Origin of the sequence: Bradyrhizobium australafricanum, from assembly GCF_020329495.1 — a bacterium.
Taxonomy (GTDB): domain Bacteria; phylum Pseudomonadota; class Alphaproteobacteria; order Rhizobiales; family Xanthobacteraceae; genus Bradyrhizobium; species Bradyrhizobium australafricanum.
This window is the reverse complement of sequence record NZ_JAGKJL010000068.1, coordinates 1-22,420: the sequence shown is the minus strand read 5'-3', so window position 1 is coordinate 22,420 and position 22,420 is coordinate 1. Positions and strand designations below refer to the sequence as shown.

Here is a 22,420-nt window from a genome sequence, read left to right as displayed (position 1 = left end):
TGCCGCGGTCTCATTCTGTCACGGCATTTCGCAGGTCCGCTTAACCAAAACTACAACGGACTTTGCCAAGGTCGGCGCATGCATAGTCTCACCAGACACGATTTTCAGGCGGGCGCGGCAGTGCCCGGCCAAGACGATATTTCCGGCAATGAATTGCGTATCCTGCGCGACCTTCTCCAACTCCTTCCGGCGGGAGTGACCGTCCAGGACGAGCAGGGCCAGATCATCCTGGTGAATGAAGCAGCCGCGAGCCAGCTGCAGCTGGCCGCCAGCGCGAGCCAGCCGTCCCCGGTCGACGAGCGCCACGCCGCCAACCTCGACCTGCTGCGCAGCGGCCGTCCGGTGGTGCTCGAGGAAACGCTCTCCTGCGGCGCATCCAAATACGTGTTCCTGACCTCGCACCGGCCCGTCCGGATCGCCGGTCGCAATCTCCTGATCTCGACCTCGACCGACATCAGCGAGCAGAAGGCGTTCGAGGACCAGCTGTTCCGCTCGGCCTATTACGACGAGCTGACCGGCCTGCCGACCCGCCGGGTGATCGAGCACCGCGTCAACGGCTTGATCCGCGACGATTCGCAAGGCCATTTCGCGCTCGCCTTCCTCGACGTCGACAACTTCAAGCACATCAACGACTATTACGGTCACGCGATCGGCGATGCGCTGCTCGTTGAGCTGTCGAAGCGACTCGGCCACGCGCTGCGCGACACCGATATCCTGTCGCGCATCTCCGGCGATGAATTCCTGCTGCTGCTCAACCCGATCAGCGGCAATGACGAAGTCGCCGAATTCATCCATGTCATGCAGGAGCGGCTGAAGGCGCCGTTCTTCATCGAGGACTCCGAGATCTTCGCCTCGACCTCGATCGGCGTCAGCCTCTATCCGATGCATGGCCGGAGCTACGAGGCGCTGCGCCAGAACGCCGACATCGCGATGTACCGCGTCAAGAACAACGGCAAGGGCTCGACCGCGTTCTTCGACAACAGCATGGAGCGCGAGGCGCTGGCGCGGATGAAGATTGAGCAGTCGCTGCGGCTGGCGATCCTGGAAAAGCGCTTCTGCTGCGCGTTTCAGGCCAAGGTCGATATCCGCACCCAGGAGGTGAAGGGCATCGAGGCGCTGGTGCGGCTGCGCGACGACGAGGGTGTGATCCAGGCGCCGGGCACCTTCATCGATCTCGCGGTCGAGCTCGGCCTGATCGACGAGCTGACGTTCCTGGTGCTGGCGGAGATCGTCAAGTCGATCGACCTGATCAACGACACGTTCGGTCCGACGGCGACGATCAGCATCAATGTCGCCGCCAAGCAGGCCTCCAACCTCGAATTCATGCGCCGGTTCGCGCGCGCGCTCGAGGAGACCGGCTTCCCGAAACGCTTCATGATCGAGGTGACCGAGGACGCGTTCGTGACGCGGTCGCATTTCCAGGACCAGATCCTGCCGATCCTGCGCGGCATCGGCGTCGGCATCTCGATCGACGATTTCGGCATCGGCTATTCGTCGCTGTCGGCGCTCGCCGATATCACCGCCGACGAGATCAAGATCGATCGCTCCTTCATCACCGACATCCATCAGCGGCCGCGCAGCCAGGGCATCTTGCGCGCGATCGAATCGCTGAGCGAGGCGCTCGGTATGACCGTGATCGCCGAGGGTATCGAGTCCTACGAGGAGCTCACCTATCTGCAGGCGGCGACCAAGATCCGCTATGCCCAGGGCTATTACTTCGCCAAGCCGATCTTCCTCGAGGATTTGAAGCCGGCGACGCCGGTCGCCAGCGAAACGCGCGCCAGCATGGCCGCGCGCCCTGCCCAGGAAGGCCGCCAGGGCTATTCGCGCGCCAGCGGTTTCCGGCGGTAAGGGCGCGACGTGACTGCGCTCCCTCTCCCGCTTACGGGCAGGGGAATCGCATATGGAATGAACCGATTCTTCCGCGCCGTCATGGCCGGGCCTTGTCCCGGCCATCCACGTCTTTTCTTCGCGTGGAAACGAAGACGTGGATGCCCGGGACAAGCCCGGGCATGACGAGTTTGTGGGAACTCCGATCGCCTCAAACGGCCATATGCGATTGCCCTGCGCTTGCGGCGGAGGGTTGGGGTAGGGGTTTCACCACGAGTCATAATTGGGGAGAGAGCCCCCACCCGCCGCGCTGCGCGCACGTCGACCTTCCCCGCAAACGGGAGAGGTAAGAACCTGAGACCGCTGCAGATGCGGCTACTTGTCCAGCACCGCCAACGGCTGCACGCCGTTATTTGCGGGGCCGGCCTGCATCGTGATCAGCATCATCGAGACCATGTCGTAATAGCCCATGATGGCGATGATATCCGTGATGCCGCGCTCGCCGAATTTCTCCAGCGCCGCCTTGTAGACAGCGTCGCTGACTTTCTTGTCGCGATAGAGCGCGATGCCGAGATCGTACAGCGCGGCCTCGTCGTCCTTCATGCTCTCGGGCCGCGTGCCCTTGGCGATCGCGTCCGCGATTTTCGGATCGAGCCCGCCCTTGATCGCCAGCGGATAGTGCGCGGACCATTCATATTGCGCAGTCCAGTGCCGCGCCGTGATCAGGATCGCCATTTCGCTGAGCCGTGCCGGCAGCGAGGTATTCCAGCGCAGGTACTCCGACAGGTTCGACAGCTTCGGCGCCAGATCGGGATTGCGGATATAGGCACGGTAGGGCGGCGCGGTGAATTTGGCATTGCGCGGCGGCGCGCTGATCATGTCGGCCCAGGCCTTTTGCGCCAACGACAGCTCCTCCGCCTTCAGCGGCGCAAAGCGTACGGCGTCCTCGGCCCGCACGGCCGACACCGACAATGCCAGCGCCGCCAAGATCGCTGCTCCGAATATTGTTCTCATTGTTGTTCTCCCTTTTCGGTGCAGGCGTCTTTGCGCCCTGCCCGGTCGCGCGAGATTAGTTGCCGTCGCGATGGATGCAATGAGGTGCCAGCTGTCGTTCGGCGCCGGCAGCCGGTGAAGCGCCTCGTCACGGCAGGCGCGCGGTTAGGCCACACCTACCGCAGCGCCGGGCAGCGGCGTATATAAAGTGCAGTCCCAAGCGGCGCGAAGGTGTTAGCCATGCAGCCTGTGTCTATCCTCCTGAACATCCTCTGGATCCTGATCGGCGGCGCGTGGATGGCGTTCGGCTGGCTGATCGCCGCCGTGATCATGGCTGTGACCATTATCGGGCTGCCCTGGGCGCGCGCCGCCTTCAACATCGCCGTCTACACGCTGCTGCCGTTCGGCTCGCGTGCGGTGCGCCGCGATGAGGTGACCGGCACGTCCGACATCGGCACCGGACCGCTCGGGGTGATCGGCAATCTGATCTGGTTCATCCTGGCCGGCTGGTGGCTCGCGATCGGCCATGTGATCACCGCGATCCTGCTGGCGGTGACCATCATCGGCATCCCGTTCGCCTGGGCGCATCTCAAGCTTGCCGGCATCGCGCTGTGGCCGATCGGCAAGGTGATCGTGCCGGCGTGACGCTGGCCAGGCCGTCGACGGCTAGTGTCCCGAATCCGAAGTTCGCATCATTTGCCGCACCTTCGGAGCGAACTTCGGATTCGATAAGGACACTAGCAAACTTATGATTCTAGTGTGCTTTATGAATGCGAAGTTCGTGAAAGTGGCTGCCGCGAAATCGCACGAACTTCGCATTCAGCACACTAGAGCCAATCCTTCGTGGTCTGGCTGCAAGCCTGGTAGTCGCGCCGCCAGACGAAGCCAGCGCCACCACACGGCGGGCGCGGGCGCGAGGTGGCGGGACACTCATTCCTGACCCGCGCGGCGGTGCCCCAGCCGTCGATCACGCAGGCACCTCGTGAGGTCCTGTGGCAACCGTCACCGCATCCCTCTGCGGCGTTGGCCGGGGTCAAGCCGAGGAAGGCACCGGCTGTCAGAAGCGTGATCAAACCTGCTCTCATGATGTTCTCCATCGAGCTGTCGGTCGTGCTGCTCCATTCGCGGCACAAGCGTAGGCGATCTCAGTGCCGCTTGCCACCGATTCCGCGCACAAATTCTGGTGTCGGGGGCTCAGCGCGCCGCTTCGCAGCCGGGGATGTCGAACACGGCGGTCAGGCCGCAGGGCGAATTGAGCATCTTGCCGCCGGCATGACCGACGCCGGGCACATCCCACACGCTGTGGTTCGGCGCGCCGTTGTCGCGGGCCTGCATCGCGGCGGCATAGGAATGCCCGCGCGCGTAACGGTACGGCCCTTCGGCCTCCGCCATGCAAGATTTGTCGAGCGCGGGATGATTGGGGTTGGTGTCGAGCGTTCCGAGCAGATAGATCACGCGGCGTGCGACATAGGCCTGCTCCAGCGCAGCCGGCGAAGGCTCGGCAAGATAGGGCGGGCGGTTGTCCATGCCGAATTTCCAGCTGTTATAGCCATGGCAGTTCGCCGCGATCGCGGGCTCCGGCCGCTCCTTGGTGAAATAGGCGTAGGAGGACGGATTGGCGACCACATAGCGCACGCCGATGCCCTCGCGCAGCAGGACCTGGTCGCCCTTCACCGCGATCGCATAGCGCTGCACCACTTGGCCGCCGCCGGAATGACCGAACACGACGACCTGCTGCAGGTTCGGAAACAGTTTGCGGTCGCCGAGCTTCGCCAGGATGGCATCGAGCGCCTCGAACGAGCTCGCCGCGCTCGGTGCGAGCGCGGGCTCGCCGCCCTGCCAGCCATACAGGCTCCAGCGCAAGGTCTCCGTCGGCAGCTTGAATGCCTCGACGTCGGACTCGATCAGGAATTGCGGCGCGATCATCAGCGTGCTCTTGCCAACGTCGCCCGCTGAGGCCTGCGCGCTCAGCGCCGCGCGAAAATAGTCGTCGGCATTGCGCAGCACGCCGTGCAGCACGAGGACCGCGCGCGTAACATCCGGCAGCGGATTGGACCAGTCGGCCGAGAGGTAGAGCGGAAAGCTCGCATCGCCGACGGCAATCCGCGCATTGGCGATCTCCTTGACCGGCTTCAGGTCGCGCTCGGTCTGTGCCTGCGTCGCGGACGCTGTGGGTCCGTGCGCCGCCGCCACGACGAGCAATGTCGCGGCCGCAAGCCAGGCCCGGTGATGCATGGTTCGACTCCGTTGCTGCCGCGAGTTCGGCTGGATCATGGCGCGTCAGGCGTAGATTCACCCGTGAATTTTCGGAAAGCTTCAGCACCGCGCCTCAGGCGACGAGCCGCCCGCGATTGTTGGCGGCGAGGATCGGGCGGATCAGGCGACCGAACCGCTCGGCCTCCTCGTCATGCAGATAGCCGGACAGGCAGAAGGAGTGGCAACCGGCATCGATGAACTGCTGCAAGGTCGCGGCGCATTGCGCGGGATTGCCGACCACCGCGATGCCGGCGCCGGGCCGCACCTTGGTGATGCCGGTCCACAGATGCGGCATCAGGAGATCGCCGTAGTCGCGCGCGAGCTGCTGCACGCGTTGGTTGGCCTCCGAGCGATTGTAAAGCGTCTTCATCTCCTGCTTCTGCCGCTCGGTGGCGTGGCGCACCAGCTGGTCGGCCGCCTCCCAGGCATCCGTCTCGTTCTCGCGGCAGATCACCTGCAACCGCATGCCGAAGCCGATCGCATCCTCGCGGTCATACGCCCGCGCCATCCGCCGGATCTCGGCGATATTCTCCGCGATGCGTTCCGGCAGGTCGCCCCAGAACAGATGAACATCGGAATGCTTCGCCGACACCTCCCAGGCCTGCCGCGAGCCACCGCCGAGATAGAATTTCGGGAACGGCTGCTGCAGCGGCCGCGGCCTGATATGCGCGCCGGAGATCGTGTGAAACCTGCCCTGGAAATGCACCGGGCCGCGCGTCGTCCACAGCGCCTTGAGGATCGAGACCTCCTCCTCCATCAGCGCGTAGCGTTCCTCTTTGGCATAGCGCACGCCCTCGGCCTCGACCTCGCTCTCGTTCTGGCCGGCGATCAGATTGATGCAGATCCGCCCGCCCGACATCTGGTCGAAGGTCGAGATCATCTTTGCCATCAGCACCGGGTTGATATAGCCGGGCCGCGCCGCAATCAGCGGCTTGATCCGGCTGGAGCGCGCCGCCATGAAGGCGCCCGTGATCCAGGCCTCCCAGCACACCGAGCCTACCGGGATCAGCAGATACTCGAAGCCGGCGTCCTCAGCGGCCGCGACCACGCGCTCGCAGAGTTCCGGCGAACCGGCGATCTGGGCCTCCATCAGCCCATAGGCCGTGGTGTCGCCATGCGTGGGCAGATACCAGCCGAATTCCAGCGGACGCATGGGCAAACTCCCTCGAAAGACGGCCTTTTTTCGCGGCCTGTCATATTGTCGGGAGGCAGTTTACAGCCCTTAACCAGTTGGACAACGCCGTTGCCGACGCGGAGCCAATCAGCTAAATGAACCCCTGCACGCACCCGTAGCTCAGCTGGATAGAGCGTTGCCCTCCGAAGGCACGTGTCAAGCCGGCAGATGTGACAGGCGCGTCAGAAAGAGGATTGAAATACAAAGGTTTGCGAGGGCAGCGCGCAGGCGCTCAACACCTGCCAAAGCTCGCGTAAGCACCGCGTAAGCAGTCAGCACCCGTAGCTCAGCTGGATAGAGCGTCGCCCTCCGAAGGCGAAGGCCACACGTTCGAATCGTGTCGGGTGCGCCACTTGCGAACAAAACTGGGCACTCCGGCCGATGCAGCACCTGCGGCGCAGCTTTGTCCTGCTTTTATGCAATTCTTGAATGAGATCACGGCGGTGTCGACACGACGCTATTCAGATCCGCTTTCGCAAGCCAGGCCGGAAAACAGTCTTCCTCGTCGATCAGCTCTGAAGGCACCTGAGAGGGGCTGGAGTCCGTCAGACACAGATCCAGCCTTCGACGTAGATCGTCAGCATCAAAATCCGTTCCGATAAAGACGAGCTCCTGCTTGCGATCGCAATATCTGGGGTCCCATGAGGCCGCAAGCTCGCGGCGCCATTGGTGATCGCTGGGCCAGAGTGCTTTGCCGATCGCTGACCACCACCAACTTCTTCCAGTCGTCCGCACCAGGGCGCCACTTTGACTGAGCTCGCCGACCCATCGGGGGCGGCTTGCAAGCCAGAAGAAGCCTTTGGCTCGCAGGATTCCGTTCCAGGGACTGGCAAGGAATTCGGAAAACCGTGTCGGATCAAACGGGCGCCGGGCGCGATACACGAAGCTCGAGATGCCGTACTCCTCGGTTTCAGGCACATGATCCTTGAACCCATCGAGTTCTCTCTTCCAGAGTGGATGCATCTGCGCCCGTTCGCTGTCAAAGCGATTAACATCGAGCAAATGCCGAAGATCCAAGCGCCCGAAGTCCGCCTCAAGGATCGTCGCGTCGGCATTCAAGCCACGCACGATCGAATATGCTGCGCGGCGCTGCTCGATGCTGGCCGACGAAATCTTGTTCAGGATGATGGTGTCGGCGAATTCGATCTGATCGACCAGCAGCTCGACAATGGTGCGCTTATCGTCGGGTGAAACGGCCTCTTTCGAACTCAGAAATTCGCGCGACCAGAACTGGTGCGCAATTTGCGCCGTATCGACAACCGTGATCATGTTCTCGATCGAGGCAACATCGTCCAGGCTGAAACCGAATTCATCTCGATATGCGAACGCGGCGGCGATCGGCAGCGGTTCGGAGATGCCGGTTGCCTCGATGATCAGGTTGTCAAACCGGCGCTGCCCAGCAAGCTTCCTGACCTCGTCGATGAGGTCGCCGCGAAGCGTGCAACAAATGCAACCATTGCTCAGCTCGACCAGCGTCTCCTCGGTACGGGACAGCTGCGCCGTTCCCGACTTGATCAACGCAGCATCGATGTTCACCGCCGACATGTCGTTGACGATGACCGCAATACGCCGTCCGGCCCGGTTCACCAGCAATTCGTTCAGCAATGTGGTTTTGCCGGCGCCAAGAAATCCGGACAGGACGGTCACCGGAAGCTTTCGCCGCGTTGGTCTCGCCATCGAAAATGTCTTCCGTCAGGGGTAACAGAGTGCGCCGCAGAGTCTTGCCGCCTCGCTTGATGCGGCAAGATATCGCTTGAGCGATAAGCGCTGCGAACGCGTAGGATGGAGCGATTACTCCGCAGCGATAGCTGCCGGCGCCGGAGCAACGTCCTTAAAGACTGCCGTGCTGTTCGCAGTTTCGGCCATCACCGGGAAAATGAATCCGCATTTGACGCAGGGTTGGGCGAGGGCAGCCTGCTCCTGCGCGACATCGAACGCCGTATCCGAGATATGGGCGCAAGCCGGGCACACGCGAATGAGCCGCGCATTCTTGTATTCGAAGTTGACGATGATGTCTTCCATGATCGCGCCCGTGCGGACCGCCCACTCCTTCGCGTGCTTGTGGTAAGTGTCCATGTGCCAGTCTTTCAGGGCCTCGAAGCTGGTCCAGAAACTGACCTCGTTGTACCAGTGGGGATCGTCGGGATGCACCCACCACGTCAGATGCAGAAACCCGGGAAGCTTCTTCAGATGGTGGCGAACGTTGGAGAAAACCATCTGGAATTTCTTGTAGCCGTCCTCGCTCGAAAACCGCACGCGCTGCATGCTTTGATAAACTGCCATGGATAACCTCCCTTGCAACGGCTTAGGCGGGAGGAAGCATAGAGTTGTTTTTGCGGAACGCTTGGACCAGTGGCACGATTTAGAATTGGTCCAGGCAGGGACGACGTCGGTTCAGCGCGTGCGTCGGCCCGCTGACTGGCCTCATTTGTTTTTGCCCACGTGGCCCTTCCGGTATTGCCGGTGCGCATGGCATTCCTCGCCACCGTCCAGACGAGGACATACCGAGAGCCGCGCTCTCGAACTCCCAGACTGCCCGACCCGCAGGGTCGGGCACCCTTTTGGCTGACGAAGCAGTACCTGTCTTGTTATTTAGCCCGCGTGGTCCTTGATTGCCGCAGCGACACGCGCAATCGCGTCCCCGATCTCATCCTCCGACAAGGCAGTATAGCCAAGAACAAGCGACCGGTCGCGCAACTGCGCCTTGCCGTACTCGTGGGCGGCCGCCTTGGAAAGTGGATAGAGCCCCACGCCTCGGCTGAGTGCGAGACGCTGTATGTCGTCCGCCGCTGGCAGGTTAGGCGGTACCGTCCACATCATGTGCATCCCGCATTCGCGGCCTGAAAGCACGCCGCCTGGGAAATGATGGTCGATCGCCTCGATCAGGGCATCTCGCGCGGCCATGTACGATCGCCGGATACGTCGAAGGTGCCGGATGAACGCTCCTTCCTTCAGAAAATCCGCGACAACCACCTGTTCGAGCCAGGGCGCACCATTGTCCAGCAAGGACTTCACAATCCGTGCCTGCTCAAGCAGATGGCGCGGAAGCACCGCGTAGCCAAGCCGGATTCCGGCGCCGATCGATTTCGAAAACGTGCCCAGGTAGATGACGTGTCCCCGGCGATCAGCCCGGCAAGTGCGGTCAGCGGCGGTCCGTCGTAGCGGAAGTCGCTGTCGTAATCGTCTTCGATGACATAGCTTCCGGTTTGATACGCCCAGCTCAGCAGATGCAGCCTGCGGTCGAGGCTCATCGTGCAGCCGGTTGGAAACTGATGCGACGGTGTCACATAGACCAGGCTGCCGCGAAACCCTTCGAGCTGCGAGACGATCATCCCATAATCATCCACCCCAACCGGGTGGATGCGGGCACCATAACTGCTGAACAAAAAGGCTGCGCCCTGATAGCAAGGATTCTCGATCGCGACGCTGGTGTCCCCGGTCCCGTCGAAGAACACACGAGCCAGCAGATTAAGTGCCCCCTGAATGCCTGAAGTGATCAGGACCTGATCGGCTTCTGCGTCGATGCCGCGCGTCGCTTTCAAATGGTCGGCGATCGCCTCGCGCAGTACCGCAAGCCCGCGCGGATCCCCATATTGGGTTTGCACGCCGTGCGCAAAGGCCAGATGGCGCGCGGTGGCGCTACGCCAGAAGCTCGTTGGAAAGCTATCCGCATGGGGACGTCCGACAAAGAAGTCGAACCGTGGCCGCGCGCGCTGTTCCGTCCAAAGCTCAGGTGCTCGTCCTGAAAAAGTTGGATTCTTTCCGAGACGAATGCGTTGCGTCTTCGATGTATCGGTCGCGTAGCCGCTCCGAATCAACACGGCCGCGTCCGGAAGCCTGTCGTTGACGAAGATACCGGCCTTGGTACGCGAGTTGATATAGTCTTCGGATGCAAGACGCTCGTAAGCCAGCACCACCGTGTTGCGAGCGATGCCCAGTTGCTCCGAGAGAGTTCGCGAGGACGGCAACTGTTTTCCGGCTCTGAGCGTACCGCTCAGGATCTGAGACCGGATCGATTCATAGATCTGGATCTGCAAAGGTCGTCCAGCCGCACGGTCAATGCTGATCAGGAGTTGCATTGAGGGCCTCTCGGTCTGGACCCATGGAAAGCTCAGCTGGGAGCGTTATCGGTGTACCACATCGTTTCCCATCCCGCCCCCATAGTCAATCTGACCTCACCCACGATTTGATCCGGGTCGAGGGGCGCGTGTCGAATCTCCGGCGCAGATCAGATGTCTGATCGCGCCGCAATAATTCAGGAAGGTCCGTATGATCAGACATATTTAGCTGAGGAGCCCAGAGGAAGTAGGAGACTGGACTACTCAAAAAATTCTCAACTGGCCCATTTCTCAAACTCCATTTCGTGCCTCCATAAGCTGCGATTTGAACTCTGAATGCAGAATTCGAATTCAGGTCGGCCATAATTAAGAGGAGGAAATGACGATGAACGTTGTGCAGAAAGTATCCGCCGCAAAATCTCTGGAGCTCTTCGTCGGGAATCGAAATGATAATCCAGCGAAGGATAAGTGGACTGCGTTTGAGTGGGATGATCCCCTTCATGGGAAGCAGGTCAAGGGTGACCTCATCGTGATCCGGCCTGAGGGCTCAAGTGGCTCTCTGCTTTCCGGTCTATGGCGAACCAGCCCGGTCTCGTCAGGTTGTCGTCCCGACGGTTCATGCAACGTCGTCTATTCCGCTCCGGTGGGGGATGAGACGATCTTGATACTGGAGGGGGAGGCCCACATCACGGTCACCAAGACCGGAAAGAAGCATCACATCAAGGCCGGAGACATCATCAGCCATCCAAAGAATCTTGATGTGACCTGGGAAATTCCGGCTCCGTTTCTGAAGAAGATGTGGGTCATTTGGGATAGCCCGAACGTCGCGACCCCGGCGGACGCGATTTACACGGGTAACATCACCGGTGACGCCGACAAATGGGTTCCTTTCGAGTGGAACGAGCCCGTTCACGGTCCCTCAAAAGTCGGCGAAGTACAGGTCATCCGCAAAGTCGGCTCAACCGGGACCCTGATGTGTGGTTTGTGGCGCACCGGAATGACCTCACCCACCCGTAAAGCCGATGGGTCGTCCGAGATGAGGTACTCGTCACCCATGGGGGATGAGACCTTCTTCCTGCTGGAAGGCGAAGCTGTCCTCACGGTGACGCAAACCGGGAAACAGTACCATATCAAGGCGGGTGATATCGTCGGCCAGCCGAAGAATCTGGATCTGCATTGGTCGATCAAGACGCCCTTCCTCAAGAAGTTCTGGGTCATCACCGATGCAGAACTTCCGAAGAGCTGACAGACCTCGGTAATCACAGCATAGGCCAGGCAGGCGGATTGCGGATTTTGCGCGCCGCCTGTCTGCCCCTCGAAATGGAGCCAACTTCACTCGATTTGCTTGGGTGAAGTGCGCGGATGCCCGCTTGAGCGAGCAGATTGAAGCGCTGCTCATGGACCAAAAATATAGGCCTTCGGAAAGCTATTGGACGCTAGCTCGGGGCACGCGCGCTGCTCGCGCGGCCGTTAGCAACAGGTCCGATGTCGCCGCAATCAACCTGGGAGGAGAATCGAATGGCAAAAAAATATGAGAACTACATTGATGGGCGCTTTGTCAAAGCATCTCGAGGCGACACCGTCGATGTGATCAATCCAGCAAATGGCCAGCTCGTTGGCGTCGTGACCGATACGCCGGTAAGCGAGGTGGATGAAGCGGTCGCGGCTGCCAAGCGCGCGCAGCCGGCGTGGGAAAAGCTTCCAGCGATCGCGCGGGCAAACTACCTCCGTCAGCTCTCCGCCAAGATTCGCGCGAACGTGGACCGCCTGGCGCTGACGATTACAAGGGAGCAGGGGAAGGTTCTTGGCCTCGCGAAGCTCGAGGTGGCGTTTACTGCGGACTACATCGACTACATGGCTGAATGGGCGCGCCGGATCGAAGGCGAGATCGTTTCGAGCGATCGGCCCAACGAGTCGGTGTTTCTCTTCAGAAAGCCAATCGGCGTGACCGCCGGGATCCTGCCGTGGAATTTCCCCTTCTTTCTGATCGCGCGAAAGATGGCGCCCGCGTTAGTGACGGGAAATACCATCGTCATCAAATCCAGCGAAGAAACCCCGATCAATGCGTACGAGTTCGCTGAACTCGTTGCGGAGACGGAGCTCCCGAAGGGTGTCTTCAATATCATCAGTGGCCGCGGGGCCAGCACGGGCAATGCACTGGCGTCACATCGCGATGTGGGGTTGGTGAGCTTTACCGGCAGTGTCCCCACCGGGGTTCGGATCATGGAGGCTGCGGCCCGCAATCTGACCCGCGTCAATCTGGAGTTGGGCGGCAAGGCTCCTGCCATCGTGCTGCGTGACGCAGACATCGAGTTGGCCGCGAAGGCGGTCTATGATTCGCGCGTGCTTAACACGGGGCAATTGTGTAATTGCGCCGAGCGCATCTACGTGGAGCGCAGCGTGGTAGATCAATTTGCGGAGAAAGTGACGTCACTTATGAAGGCCACGACCTACGGCGATCCCCTGGCTGACGAAGGTGTGTCCATGGGGCCGCTTACCAATCAAGCTGTTCTGAAGAAGGTCTCAACGCTTGTGGAGAGCGCCAAATCTGCGGGAGCGCAGGTACTGACCGGCGGGAAGGTTTCCGATCAGGACAAAGGTTTTCACTACGAGCCCACGGTATTGGTGAACTGCAAGAGTGACATGGGCATCATGAAGCAGGAGATCTTCGGACCAGTGCTCCCGATTCAAGTCATCGATGGGCTCGATGAGGGGATCGCTCTGGCAAACGACTCAGAGTACGGCCTGACGTCCTCGATATTTACCAGGAACATAAATTCCGCGCTTCAAGCGAGCAGAGAATTGAAGTTCGGCGAGACCTATGTGAATCGTGAGCATTTTGAAGCAATGCAAGGCTTCCATGCTGGCAGACGTAAGTCTGGCATTGGAGGTGCAGACGGAAAGCACGGACTTTATGCGTACATGGAGACGCACATCGTTTATATGCAGGGCTGATGGTCGTAACCAATGAGGGGAAAGCGATGACGCCCCCGCGGACGTCATGGCGCCAGATCCGGGGAGATCGTTACCAACCTGCAATTTGGCATTCAGGAGGCCCACAAACGTAAGCCCCGGATCAGATTGCTTGACATTTGATCTCGCAGGTCGGTCCAGTAAATCACCTTTCGCTAGGGTTGCGGCGTTCACCGGATTCTTGGGATTCGAAAAACGCCGCGACCGATAGTTCGTCAATCAGTACCTTGATGCTTCTAGCGCACCGCGCCTCATTTACTTTCTGATCTTCGTCTATTCCTGCGGTCTGGGGTTGTCGCGCATCAGCGGTTCACAAGTCGCGGCGGGTTTGCAAATACGAGAAGCGCTCCGAGCACCAAGCCTCCGGCAAGTAGCATGATCCCAACATCTGTGCTCCCCGTGAGTTCTTTGAACCAGCCCAGAAGATACGGGCTGACGAAGCCCGCAATACTCCCCACAGAGTTCGCAACGGCGAGTCCCATCGCCGCGGCACCACCGCTAAGGATGGCTGGGGGTAAAGTGTAAAATTGCGGTATGCAGGTGAGAGCGCCCATGGCAGCGATCGTGAGTGCAACCAATGCCAATACAGGATTGTGGGCGTAGCTCACGCTTAGCATGAGGCCGGCGGCACCAACCAGCGCTGGAAGAGCCAAGTGCCAACGGCGTTCTTGATGCCGGTCAGAGCTACGAGCAACAAGAAACATTACAACCAAGGCGCCAAAATAAGGGATGGCTGTTAACATTCCAACCGAGAGCGGATCCTTTACGCCACTCTCCTTGATGATGCTCGGTAGCCAGAAGCTCAGCCCATAAAGTCCCAGTGTGAAGAAGAAATAGGTGAAACTCAGGAGCCAGACACGGCCGTTAAGCAGGCCATCATGGAAGGAGTGTAGTTTCTTTTCCCGCGTCTCGCGGGAAATGTCCGCCTTGATCTTCTCCTTCTCGACGCCGGTGAGCCAGTCCGCGGAGTCGATGTGATCATCAAGGTAAAGATAGCACACGATTCCGAGTATGATGGCCGGAATACTTTCGAGGAGGAACATCCATTGCCAACCCGCCAGTCCCGTGGAGCCGTGCAACTCGCTCATAATCCATCCCGATAAAGGCCCTCCGATAATGCCCGAAAGCGGAATACCCGCCAAAAACAGGGACGACGTCTTGCCGCGCTGAGACGATGGGAACCAAATCGTAAGGTAGTAGAGAATTGCCGGGATGAAGCCCGCCTCTGCCGCTCCCAGTAAAAATCGGAAAACGTAGAAGCTCATTGGCGTCTTGACGAGCATCGTCAAAGCAGAGATCACGCCCCAAGTGATCATGATGCGGCTGATCCAGAGGCGAGGGCCGACTCTGATCAGAATGAAGTTGCCAGGAATCTCGAAGATCACGTAGCCAATGAAAAAGATCCCAGCGCCCAGGCCGTAAACCAGTTCACTGAATCCCAGCTCGCTCAACATCTGGAGCTTGGCGAAACCAACGTTCACTCGGTCGAGATAGGCGACGACGTAACAAGTGAGCAGAAATGGTATCAATCGCCACATGACTTTCGTGTAGATCGCGCGATCGTCAACTGTCGTCGCGCTCGCATCTTGCGCTGTTATATCCGTCATTGCTTCCTCCTTTTGCAAATCGCTACAGTTTCTCTTTGTTTGTGCTGCACTACTCGCGGCTGCCCGATGCCCACGCGGTCTCGCCCGAGCCTCATGAGCGCCAATCCCGCGCCGGATATTCCCTGCGCGGAAGCCTGAGCCGGTTTGCGGCCTCGCCAGCCCGTCGTATGTCGTGAGCGGCACCGAGCCGCATGGCTCTGATTAATTTTTGGTCTTGTCGACCAGCGCGCCCTTCTTGATCCAGGGCATCATGTCGCGGAGCCTTTCGCCGATCTGCTCGATCGGGTGCGCGGCGAGCTTGGCGCGGGTGGCCTTGAACGAGGTCTGGTTGACCTTGTTCTCCAGCATCCAGTCGCGGGCGAACTTGCCGGATTGGATGTCGGCCAGTACCTTGCGCATCTCCTTCTTGGTCTCGTCGGTGACGATGCGGGGGCCGGTGACATACTCGCCATACTCGGCGGTGTTGGAGATCGAGTAGTTCATGTTGGCGATGCCGCCTTCATAGATCAGGTCGACCATCAGTTTCACCTCGTGCAGGCACTCGAAATAGGCCATCTCGGGAGCGTAGCCGGCCTCGACCAGGGTCTCGTAGCCGCCCTTGATGAGCTCAACCAGGCCGCCGCAGAGCACCACCTGCTCGCCGAACAGGTCGGTCTCGCATTCCTCCTTGAAGGTGGTCTCGATGATGCCGGCCCGACCGCCACCGATGGCGGAGGCGTAGCTGAGGCCTAGATCATGGGCATTGCCGGAGGCGTCCTTGGCGATCGCGATCAGGCACGGTACGCCGCCGCCGCGCTGATATTCGGAGCGCACGGTGTGACCGGGGCCCTTCGGCGCGATCATCAGCACGTCGAGATCGGCGCGCGGATCGAGCAGGTTGAAGTGCACGTTGAGGCCGTGCGCGAACACGAGCGCCGTGCCCTTCTTCATGTTATCGTGCAGGTGCTCGTGATAGATGTCGCCCTGTACCTCGTCCGGAGTCAGGAGCATGACGATATCGGCGGATCTGGCGACCGTTGCTGCATCCGAGACCTCAAAACCAGCTGCTTTGGCCTTGGCGACGCTCGTCGAGCCCGGCCGAAGGCCGATCACCACGTTCTTCACACCGCTGTCCCTCAGGTTGAGGGCATGAGCATGTCCTTGACTGCCGAAGCCGATGATCGCGATAGTCTTTGCCTTCACTAGGTTGGTGTCAGCGTCGGCATCATAGAAAACACGCACGTTTCGCTCCTTCTATTGATTGGTTCGTTTGTTGGAAATGGCCTGACGGGAAGGCTGAATCTGTCGGATGTGCGCCAGACTCACATCCAGCTATTTCGTAGGTCGAGTGAACTGTCGGAAAGGCCGTCCTCGACCGCTCGGTAGACACAGAGCTGGCGCCTTGATCTGGTGTGCCGATGGGCGCTTGTGATGAGCACAGGCTGCCGGTGTTTGGATCGATCGGGGCTCGGCGACGCGTGAGCCCCGAATAATCCACTGCAAGTTCGGCTATGCGAACATATCGGGTTGGTGTTTCGCGATGTGGTCGCACAGTGGCTGGAAGTGGAGCCAGCCAATGAATGAGCTTCCAACGTGTTCTCGGCTGTAGCGCGCCCGATCGGGGGTTACAAACGTTGGCTTGCTGCCCGCTGCTTCGGCCGCGAGTTGCGCCTTGCAGCATTGCTCGAGGGCGATGAACCACCAGGCGGCATCGTCGATGCTATGCGGACTCGAAGTCAGCAGGCCATGGTTTTGGTGGAGCACAGCGCGGTGGTTTCCTATCGCCTCGGCGATGCCAACGCCCGACTTCTCTTCGACCGCGACAGCGCCTGCATTTTTCCCGATGACTACCTGGTCCTCGAAGAAGGCGCAGGCGTCCTGCGAGATCGGATCGATCGGCCGTCCGGTGGAGCAGAAGGCGGCGCCATAAAGCGTATGAGCATGACACATCGCCATGACTTTTGGGTTGTGTTCATGGACCGCTGCGTGGAGCACGAAGCCAGCACGGTTGATGGCGTATTTGCCTTCCTGGACCGTGCCGGAATGGTCGGCCAGAATGAGACTGGAGACGGTCACGTCCGCGAAATGGACACACATCGGATTGGTCCAATAGAGGTTGGGATATTCCGGATCGCGTACGGTTAAGTGACCTGCGAAGCCGTAGTCATAGCCGTACTTGGCGAAGACCCGGCAAGCGGCGGTCAGATGAGCCTTACGGTAGGCGCGCTCTTCGCCGACATTCTTGAATTGTGGAAGTTCGGGAAAGATCAATCCCTCCTGTTCCGGCTGGTAGATCGAAATCCGGCCTTTGGAGAGAGTGATCTTTTCACTGCGGCCATCTTCGGTGGCAGTAGATGGTTTTTCCGAGATCTTGGTGTCCAGCATGGGGAGCTCCTTCATCAATACCGAAGATGCTAACCCTCGCCCGCAGTGCGTTCAGGATACGCTATGCCATAACACTCATGCCGTGGCGTAATTAATCGGCCTGGCTCCAAGGCGGGCTGCGCAAGGCGTCAGCGAGGTAATCTATGAAAACACGGACGCGAGCACTGAGGCGTCGTTCCGGAAGATAGACTGCATGAATAGCGGTGCCATCGTGCTCTTCAAATTCAGGAAGGAGGCGAAGCAGCCTACCATCGCGGATCGCCGGTAGGGCAAGGTGCTCGGCCATCCGCATAACGCCCACGCCCTGAAAACACATCTCGGCCAGTGAGAGGCCGTTGCTGCTGCGGAAATTGCCTGCCGCGATGTGGTCTCGTCGTTCGCCTTCGATACTGAATGGCCAACGATTCAGATGCTCTTGTGCGCCATGCCACTCCAGGCAGTTATGGTCTTTGAGTGCAGCGGGCGTCGGCGGGGCGCCGCGACGTCGAACATAGTCCGGCGCAGCGACGACGATTCGCCGAAGGTCGCAGAGCTTGCGTGCCCTCAGTTGAGAGTCACGCAGTCTCCCCATGCGTACGGCGACGTCGAAATTGTCGTCGATCAGACTGACAATCGTATCACTTAGGGAAAGATGTACCCTCACTCGGTCATGGGTGGCTAGGAAGCCGGGCAGCAACGGAAGGACCTGGTCAGTACCGAAGGCAAGGGGGGCGCTAACTCTCAGGTCGCCTGCCGGGGTCGACTGTCCCGCAAAGGCGTTTTCGGCATCATCGAGCGCTGCGAGGATCTCTCGGCAGGTGGCCAGATAGCGCTCTCCTTCGGCGGTGAGGCGATGCTGCCGAGTAGTTCTGTGGATCAGTTTGGCACCTAGCCTTCTCTCGAGCTGCGCGATGGCACGGCTGACGAAAGGCTGCGAGCTCTCGAGCGCGTAGGCGGCTGCCGTAAAGCCGTTGTGCTCCACGACGGCCCGGAAGATCTGCATTTCCAATAGGCGATTGTCCCTCATGGCCGCTCCGATCTGGAATACCGGATTCCTATTCCCCGTTCAGGTGGCGCCCAGTAGTATGGGCAAAAGAGGAGTTCTATCATTTGAGTCATGCTCTCACTGACGCGCCCCTTCTGACCGATTCGGTATACCACCGGCTGATCGAAGAGATCGTGGACGGCAAGCTGCCGCCGGGCCAACGTATTCGGCAGGCAGCGCTCGCCGAACGCCTGGGCGTCTCCCGAGCCCCAGTCAGTCACGCCCTTCAGCTCCTCAAACAGCGCGGGCTCGTGCGAGAGGCTGGCAAGATGGGTGTCGAGGTCGCTCCCGTCAGTGCGGATAGAGTTCGGGATCTCTATCAAATTCGGGCTCGTTTGGATGGTTTGGCGGCTAGGTTGGCTGCGGCACGCGTGAAGGTCGGCGAGTTGCCGACCGCAGACCTCGAGCGCTTTCGACGAGTGTTCGACGCAGGCGCTATAGCCACAAGCAGTACGTCGATGTCGCAACAGGTGCGTGCCGACGTGGCATTTCACCGGGAAATCTATGACATCTGCGGCAACTCCTCTATCGCGGCCACGATGGATCCCCTTTGGTTGCACATCCAGCGTGCGATGGTGTTGGTGCTCGAGGCCGGCCTGGAGCGGCAACGTGCATGGGGTGAGCATCGCGTCATAATGGGCGCCATTCTCGGTGGCCAGCCGGAGGAAGCTGAAGAGCTCGCTTTCCTTCATGCTGCCAACGCTGGCTCTTTCACAGAGAACAGGCTGCGCGGAACGCGTTAGCCAATTCTGCCGATCCCTCGCATCAGTCCCAAGATTGGTTGCGCCGTCTTGTCCGAGGCGGCCGCGCAATTCCTGCTGTTCGATGTTCATTTGGAATTCCAAAATTAACGAGCGTTATTCAGTTTTTACATTATAAATCATTGCGTTGAATGAATTTCAAGAAATCTATTCCCTTCATATTGAAATTTTGGTATTCCAAATTAAAGCGGACCTCATCGGTCGGCCGCGTTTGCAACAAATGAGAAGGAGAACGGGAATGGACGCCGCAACAAAGCCACTGGCAAAGCCCGCATCGAGCGGCGCCCCGTCAAAGCAGCACATGCAGTCCTACGGCGGCTACTACGCGAACCGCGTGCCTCAACACGATCCCGAACTCACGGAGACCAACCCAGGCACTCCGATGGGTGAATTCATGCGCCGATTCTGGCACCCCATCTGCATGTCAGCCGAACTTACCGACACGCCCCGCTTTCTGAAGATCCTGGGTGAAGAGCTGGTCGCATTCCGCGACAAGAGTGGCCGCGTAGGCGTGCTCCACGCGCATTGCGTTCATCGCGGTGCGAGCTTGGAATATGGTCGCATCGAAGACCGCGGTATCCGTTGCTGTTACCATGGCATGGTGTTCGATGTGGACGGTACTTGTCTGCACGTTCCCTATCCGAAGGGCGAGGAGAAGGAGGCGGAGAAATTCGCCTGTTCGATCCGTCAGGGCGCCTACAAGGCGTTCGAGCGCCATGGGCTCGTCTTTGCCTACATGGGACCCCCAGAGCACGAGCCACCGTTTCCTGAATGGGAAGGCAACTTCACTGTTGCTGAAACGGACGAACTCGTGCCCTACAGCAACTGGCAGCATTGCAACTGGCTTCAGGTGCAGGATAACGCCGCTGATAACTATCACCCGACCGCCCTGCACAACGGTACCTTCGTGGTAGACGGTCACTATCAGGGCACCACGTTCAACGAGGTCGGTGCAGCCTCCATGGAGGTCGCGCCCGACATGCAATTTATTCCGGTGCAAGATGGTCGTAGCCTCGCCTGCGCCGGAGCACGCCGCGTCGACAAGGATCGCCTGTTTGTCCGCATCCAGCACCAGGTGCTACCCAACTTGTCGCTCCACGCCTACACCTCGGAGGACGGTTCGGCACGCAAGCACTTCAGCCGCTTCCACATCATCCGCTGGACGGTTCCTGTCGACGACGAAAACAGCAAGATGATCGGCTGGCGCGTGATGGGGCCTGGTATCGACACCCGCGGCATCGGCGACAAGTCGCTGGTCGGCTATGAGACGATTGATTTTCTGGAGGGGCAAATCGCGATGAGGCGCCCCGAACGCTTCGGCAAGTACAAACTGGAAGATCTCCCGCCGATTCCGTCGAGGCATCGTGAACGTGACAACTACAAGGAGTGCCAGTACGCGCCGGGCGACTATGAGGCGATCATCAGTCAGCGTCCGATCGCGGTTCACGCGCTTGAAAACCCGACCAAGTTTGACGCTGGCCTCTATGCCTTCCGCAAGATGTTGCGCGACGCGTTGCGCGGGACCAACCCGGCGGCATCGGCGGACGGCTTTGCCGATTGGTTGCGCGCAGCGGGGGGCGCTCCGTACAGCTATTGCTGCGGCAACGTGTTTGATGTGCCGGAGGCCGAGGATATCAACGAGGAGGTCGCGAACCGCCGGCGCATTTCGCGCGGGATCGTCGCGCTGCTCGCTAACAGTGACAAGTTGCCCAACAAGGAGCGCCGCGCCTTCGTCATCGAAGGCATGGATAAAATCGAACGTAACCTCGGAAGAACATGACCGGCGCCGCCCACACATGTGGTGCCTGTGTCTTGAACTGCGCTGGTCGGTCGGGTTCGTCCCGGCCACCAGCTGGAGTAAGCGCCATGAATAGCCCCTCACAGTTGCGCAGGCCAACTCTCGCCACAGACACACTTGAGCTCCTGGTGCGACAAATTCGCTTCGAAGCTCTCGGTGTTCATTCCTACGAACTAGTCGATGCCAAGGGGCGCCCACTCCCCGAAGTCACCGCGGGCTCGCACATTGATGTTCATTTGCCGAACGGCATCGTACGGCAGTATTCACTGAGCAATGACCCAGCCGAACGACACCGATACGTCTTCGCCGTGTTAAAGGACGAGGCGGGACGCGGCGGTTCCAAGGCATTGCATCACAACGTGCATGTGCAGGATGTGGTGCGGATCGGCTATCCACGAAATAACTTCCACTTGGACGAAGCAGCCTCCAAGTATGTCTTGCTGGCCGGCGGGATCGGCATCACGCCCTTGAAAGCAATGTGTCACCGCCTCGAGGCGATCGGCGCGAGCTACGCGCTACACTACTGCACCAAAGGTCCCGAATACACCGCGTTCAAGGACGAACTGGCCAACTCTGGCTTGCAGCGCAAGGTCCACCTTCACCATGACGGCGGTGACTACACCAAAGGCCTGGATATCGGGGCTCTGCTTAGGACGCACGAGAAAGGCGCGCAGATCTACTATTGCGGACCAGCCGGCTTTATGAAGGCCTGTTCCAGTGCGACGGCGCACTGGCCGAAGGGAAGTGTTCATTTTGAGCACTTCGCCGCACCCGTCCTCCAGATATCCTCGAATGGCGCAACCCCGCCCGTAGCGGGCTTGGACGAATTCGATGTGGAGATAGCGAGCTCTGGACGCAGAGTGCACGTTGCCGCCGAACAGAGCATTGTCGAAGCACTCACAGGCGCCGGAATCGAGGTGGAAACCTCCTGCGTCTCTGGGCTCTGCGGCTCGTGTAAGGTTCGCTATCTGGCCGGAGAACCAGATCATCGCGATTTCATCCTCAGCGATGCGGAAAAGGAGACCTATCTCACAGCCTGTGTCTCGCGTTGTCGGACGGGGCCCCTTGTGCTCGATCTTTGAGACGTGGGATCGGCTCTACCGCCTTCGCTCTGTGAGTTGGTGAGGCCAGACCTCTATTTGAAACACGATAGTTAGCGTGAAAACAGCGACAGGAGAGATGCGCAGTACGCATACGACGAAGACCGCCTGATTGACGCATGCGCGCGGGCACAGTGAGCTCTATGATCGGTTGGGTGAAGGTCAGGCGGCCTGCTGACCGGTGGGCTTATCGGCCTGGCGCAGGAGCTTCCATTCCCAGGGCAGCAGTTCGTGCAGGCGCGACGCGGGAAGATCGGCGATCCGGGCGAGGACCTCGGCGAGCCAGGCCTTGGGATCGACGTCGTTGAGGCGACAGGTCGTGATCATCGTCAGCATGATGGCGGCACGGTCGGCGCCACGCTGGCTACCAGCGAAGGTCCAGTTGCGCCTTCCCAAGGCGATGCCTCTCAATGCGCGCTCAGCGCAATTGTTGGTCAAGCAGATCCTGCCATCGTCGAGGAAGCGGCCGAAGTCGTCCCAGC

Annotated in this window: 20 protein-coding genes and 1 tRNA gene; 8 read left to right on the top strand and 13 right to left on the bottom strand. The window is 60.0% G+C overall.

Translation table 11 applies throughout. The features are described from left to right. Window positions 1–78 precede the first annotated feature (78 nt). Complete coding sequence (locus J6525_RS38110; protein ID WP_057015383.1) at window positions 79–1,851, top strand: putative bifunctional diguanylate cyclase/phosphodiesterase; 1,773 nt, start codon at window positions 79–81, stop codon at window positions 1,849–1,851. A gap of 354 nt (window positions 1,852–2,205) precedes the next feature. Here the strand turns inward: J6525_RS38110 and J6525_RS38105 are convergent, their stop codons facing one another. Continuing rightward, entirely contained in the window at window positions 2,206–2,844 is a 639-nt protein-coding gene (locus J6525_RS38105) for a carboxymuconolactone decarboxylase family protein (RefSeq protein ID WP_225648489.1), read from the bottom strand. Between the two features lie 219 nt (window positions 2,845–3,063). On the opposite strand from J6525_RS38105, the gene J6525_RS38100 reads away from it, so the two are divergent. Next, on the top strand, window positions 3,064–3,468 hold the full coding sequence (locus J6525_RS38100; RefSeq protein ID WP_028335598.1) for a YccF domain-containing protein: 405 nt from the start codon (window positions 3,064–3,066) through the stop codon (window positions 3,466–3,468). A gap of 182 nt (window positions 3,469–3,650) precedes the next feature. Here the strand turns inward: J6525_RS38100 and J6525_RS38095 are convergent, their stop codons facing one another. The 3 genes from J6525_RS38095 to J6525_RS38085 all read right to left on the bottom strand — a co-directional run bounded on the left by J6525_RS38095 (window position 3,651) and on the right by J6525_RS38085 (window position 6,232). Continuing rightward, window positions 3,651–3,908 carry a GCG_CRPN prefix-to-repeats domain-containing protein gene (locus J6525_RS38095; RefSeq protein ID WP_156436045.1) on the bottom strand — a complete coding sequence of 86 codons (258 nt, stop codon included), beginning with the start codon at window positions 3,906–3,908 and terminating at the stop codon, window positions 3,651–3,653. 109 nt (window positions 3,909–4,017) lie between these two features. Continuing rightward, window positions 4,018–5,058, bottom strand: a complete 1,041-nt coding sequence (locus J6525_RS38090; protein WP_225648488.1) for an alpha/beta fold hydrolase — start codon at window positions 5,056–5,058, stop codon at window positions 4,018–4,020. A gap of 94 nt (window positions 5,059–5,152) precedes the next feature. Further along, window positions 5,153–6,232 (bottom strand): LLM class flavin-dependent oxidoreductase, encoded by a 1,080-nt coding sequence (locus J6525_RS38085; protein WP_092088877.1) that lies wholly within the window; start codon window positions 6,230–6,232, stop codon window positions 5,153–5,155. A gap of 296 nt (window positions 6,233–6,528) precedes the next feature. On the opposite strand from J6525_RS38085, the gene J6525_RS38080 reads away from it, so the two are divergent. Then, a tRNA-Arg gene (locus J6525_RS38080) sits at window positions 6,529–6,605 on the top strand. 83 nt (window positions 6,606–6,688) lie between these two features. Here J6525_RS38080 and J6525_RS38075 read toward each other — a convergent pair. From J6525_RS38075 to J6525_RS38065, 4 genes are all read right to left on the bottom strand, one after another. After that, a complete protein-coding gene (locus J6525_RS38075) occupies window positions 6,689–7,900 on the bottom strand; it encodes a GTP-binding protein (RefSeq protein ID WP_312010034.1) in 1,212 nt (403 codons plus the stop codon). Window positions 7,901–8,044: 144 nt separating this feature from the next. Further along, window positions 8,045–8,536: an antibiotic biosynthesis monooxygenase family protein gene (locus tag J6525_RS38070; RefSeq protein ID WP_225648486.1), complete on the bottom strand. Its 492-nt coding sequence runs from the start codon at window positions 8,534–8,536 to the stop codon at window positions 8,045–8,047. Window positions 8,537–8,845: 309 nt separating this feature from the next. Further along, window positions 8,846–9,334 carry an aminotransferase-like domain-containing protein gene (locus J6525_RS47085; protein ID WP_312010035.1) on the bottom strand — a complete coding sequence of 163 codons (489 nt, stop codon included), beginning with the start codon at window positions 9,332–9,334 and terminating at the stop codon, window positions 8,846–8,848. Next, window positions 9,265–10,332, bottom strand: a complete 1,068-nt coding sequence (locus J6525_RS38065; RefSeq protein WP_283848669.1) for an aminotransferase-like domain-containing protein — start codon at window positions 10,330–10,332, stop codon at window positions 9,265–9,267. Before J6525_RS38065 ends, J6525_RS47085 begins: the two co-directional genes overlap by 70 nt. A gap of 358 nt (window positions 10,333–10,690) precedes the next feature. Here J6525_RS38065 and J6525_RS38060 point away from each other — a divergent pair, with 358 nt between their 5' ends. Together J6525_RS38060 and aldA are read left to right on the top strand one after the other, a co-directional pair. After that, window positions 10,691–11,557: a cupin domain-containing protein gene (locus J6525_RS38060; RefSeq protein ID WP_225648485.1), complete on the top strand. Its 867-nt coding sequence runs from the start codon at window positions 10,691–10,693 to the stop codon at window positions 11,555–11,557. 272 nt (window positions 11,558–11,829) lie between these two features. Then, on the top strand, window positions 11,830–13,266 hold the full coding sequence (gene aldA / locus J6525_RS38055) for an aldehyde dehydrogenase (RefSeq protein ID WP_225648484.1): 1,437 nt from the start codon (window positions 11,830–11,832) through the stop codon (window positions 13,264–13,266). A gap of 320 nt (window positions 13,267–13,586) precedes the next feature. On the opposite strand, the gene J6525_RS38050 is transcribed toward aldA, so the two are convergent. The 4 genes from J6525_RS38050 to J6525_RS38035 form a co-directional block, all read right to left on the bottom strand. Then, the gene (locus J6525_RS38050) at window positions 13,587–14,891 is read right to left on the bottom strand and encodes an MFS transporter (protein WP_225648483.1); all 1,305 of its coding nucleotides are present in this window, start codon (window positions 14,889–14,891) and stop codon (window positions 13,587–13,589) included. Between the two features lie 201 nt (window positions 14,892–15,092). After that, the gene (gene ilvC / locus J6525_RS38045) at window positions 15,093–16,112 is read right to left on the bottom strand and encodes a ketol-acid reductoisomerase (protein ID WP_225648482.1); all 1,020 of its coding nucleotides are present in this window, start codon (window positions 16,110–16,112) and stop codon (window positions 15,093–15,095) included. Between the two features lie 267 nt (window positions 16,113–16,379). Then, entirely contained in the window at window positions 16,380–17,255 is an 876-nt protein-coding gene (locus J6525_RS38040; RefSeq protein WP_225648481.1) for a class II aldolase/adducin family protein, read from the bottom strand. 91 nt (window positions 17,256–17,346) lie between these two features. Next, window positions 17,347–18,261 (bottom strand): LysR family transcriptional regulator, encoded by a 915-nt coding sequence (locus J6525_RS38035; protein WP_225648480.1) that lies wholly within the window; start codon window positions 18,259–18,261, stop codon window positions 17,347–17,349. Window positions 18,262–18,413: 152 nt separating this feature from the next. Here J6525_RS38035 and J6525_RS47665 point away from each other — a divergent pair, with 152 nt between their 5' ends. The 3 genes from J6525_RS47665 to J6525_RS38020 all read left to right on the top strand — a co-directional run bounded on the left by J6525_RS47665 (window position 18,414) and on the right by J6525_RS38020 (window position 21,920). Further along, window positions 18,414–19,022, top strand: coding sequence for a GntR family transcriptional regulator (locus J6525_RS47665; protein ID WP_376708619.1), 609 nt, complete (start codon window positions 18,414–18,416; stop codon window positions 19,020–19,022). Window positions 19,023–19,278: 256 nt separating this feature from the next. Further along, complete coding sequence (locus J6525_RS38025) at window positions 19,279–20,820, top strand: Rieske 2Fe-2S domain-containing protein (protein WP_225648478.1); 1,542 nt, start codon at window positions 19,279–19,281, stop codon at window positions 20,818–20,820. Window positions 20,821–20,906: 86 nt separating this feature from the next. Further along, window positions 20,907–21,920 carry a PDR/VanB family oxidoreductase gene (locus tag J6525_RS38020; RefSeq protein WP_225648477.1) on the top strand — a complete coding sequence of 338 codons (1,014 nt, stop codon included), beginning with the start codon at window positions 20,907–20,909 and terminating at the stop codon, window positions 21,918–21,920. Between the two features lie 180 nt (window positions 21,921–22,100). Here J6525_RS38020 and J6525_RS38015 read toward each other — a convergent pair. Then, on the bottom strand, window positions 22,101–22,420 hold a 320-nt coding region (locus J6525_RS38015), incomplete at its 5' end, for a transposase domain-containing protein (RefSeq protein ID WP_225648476.1).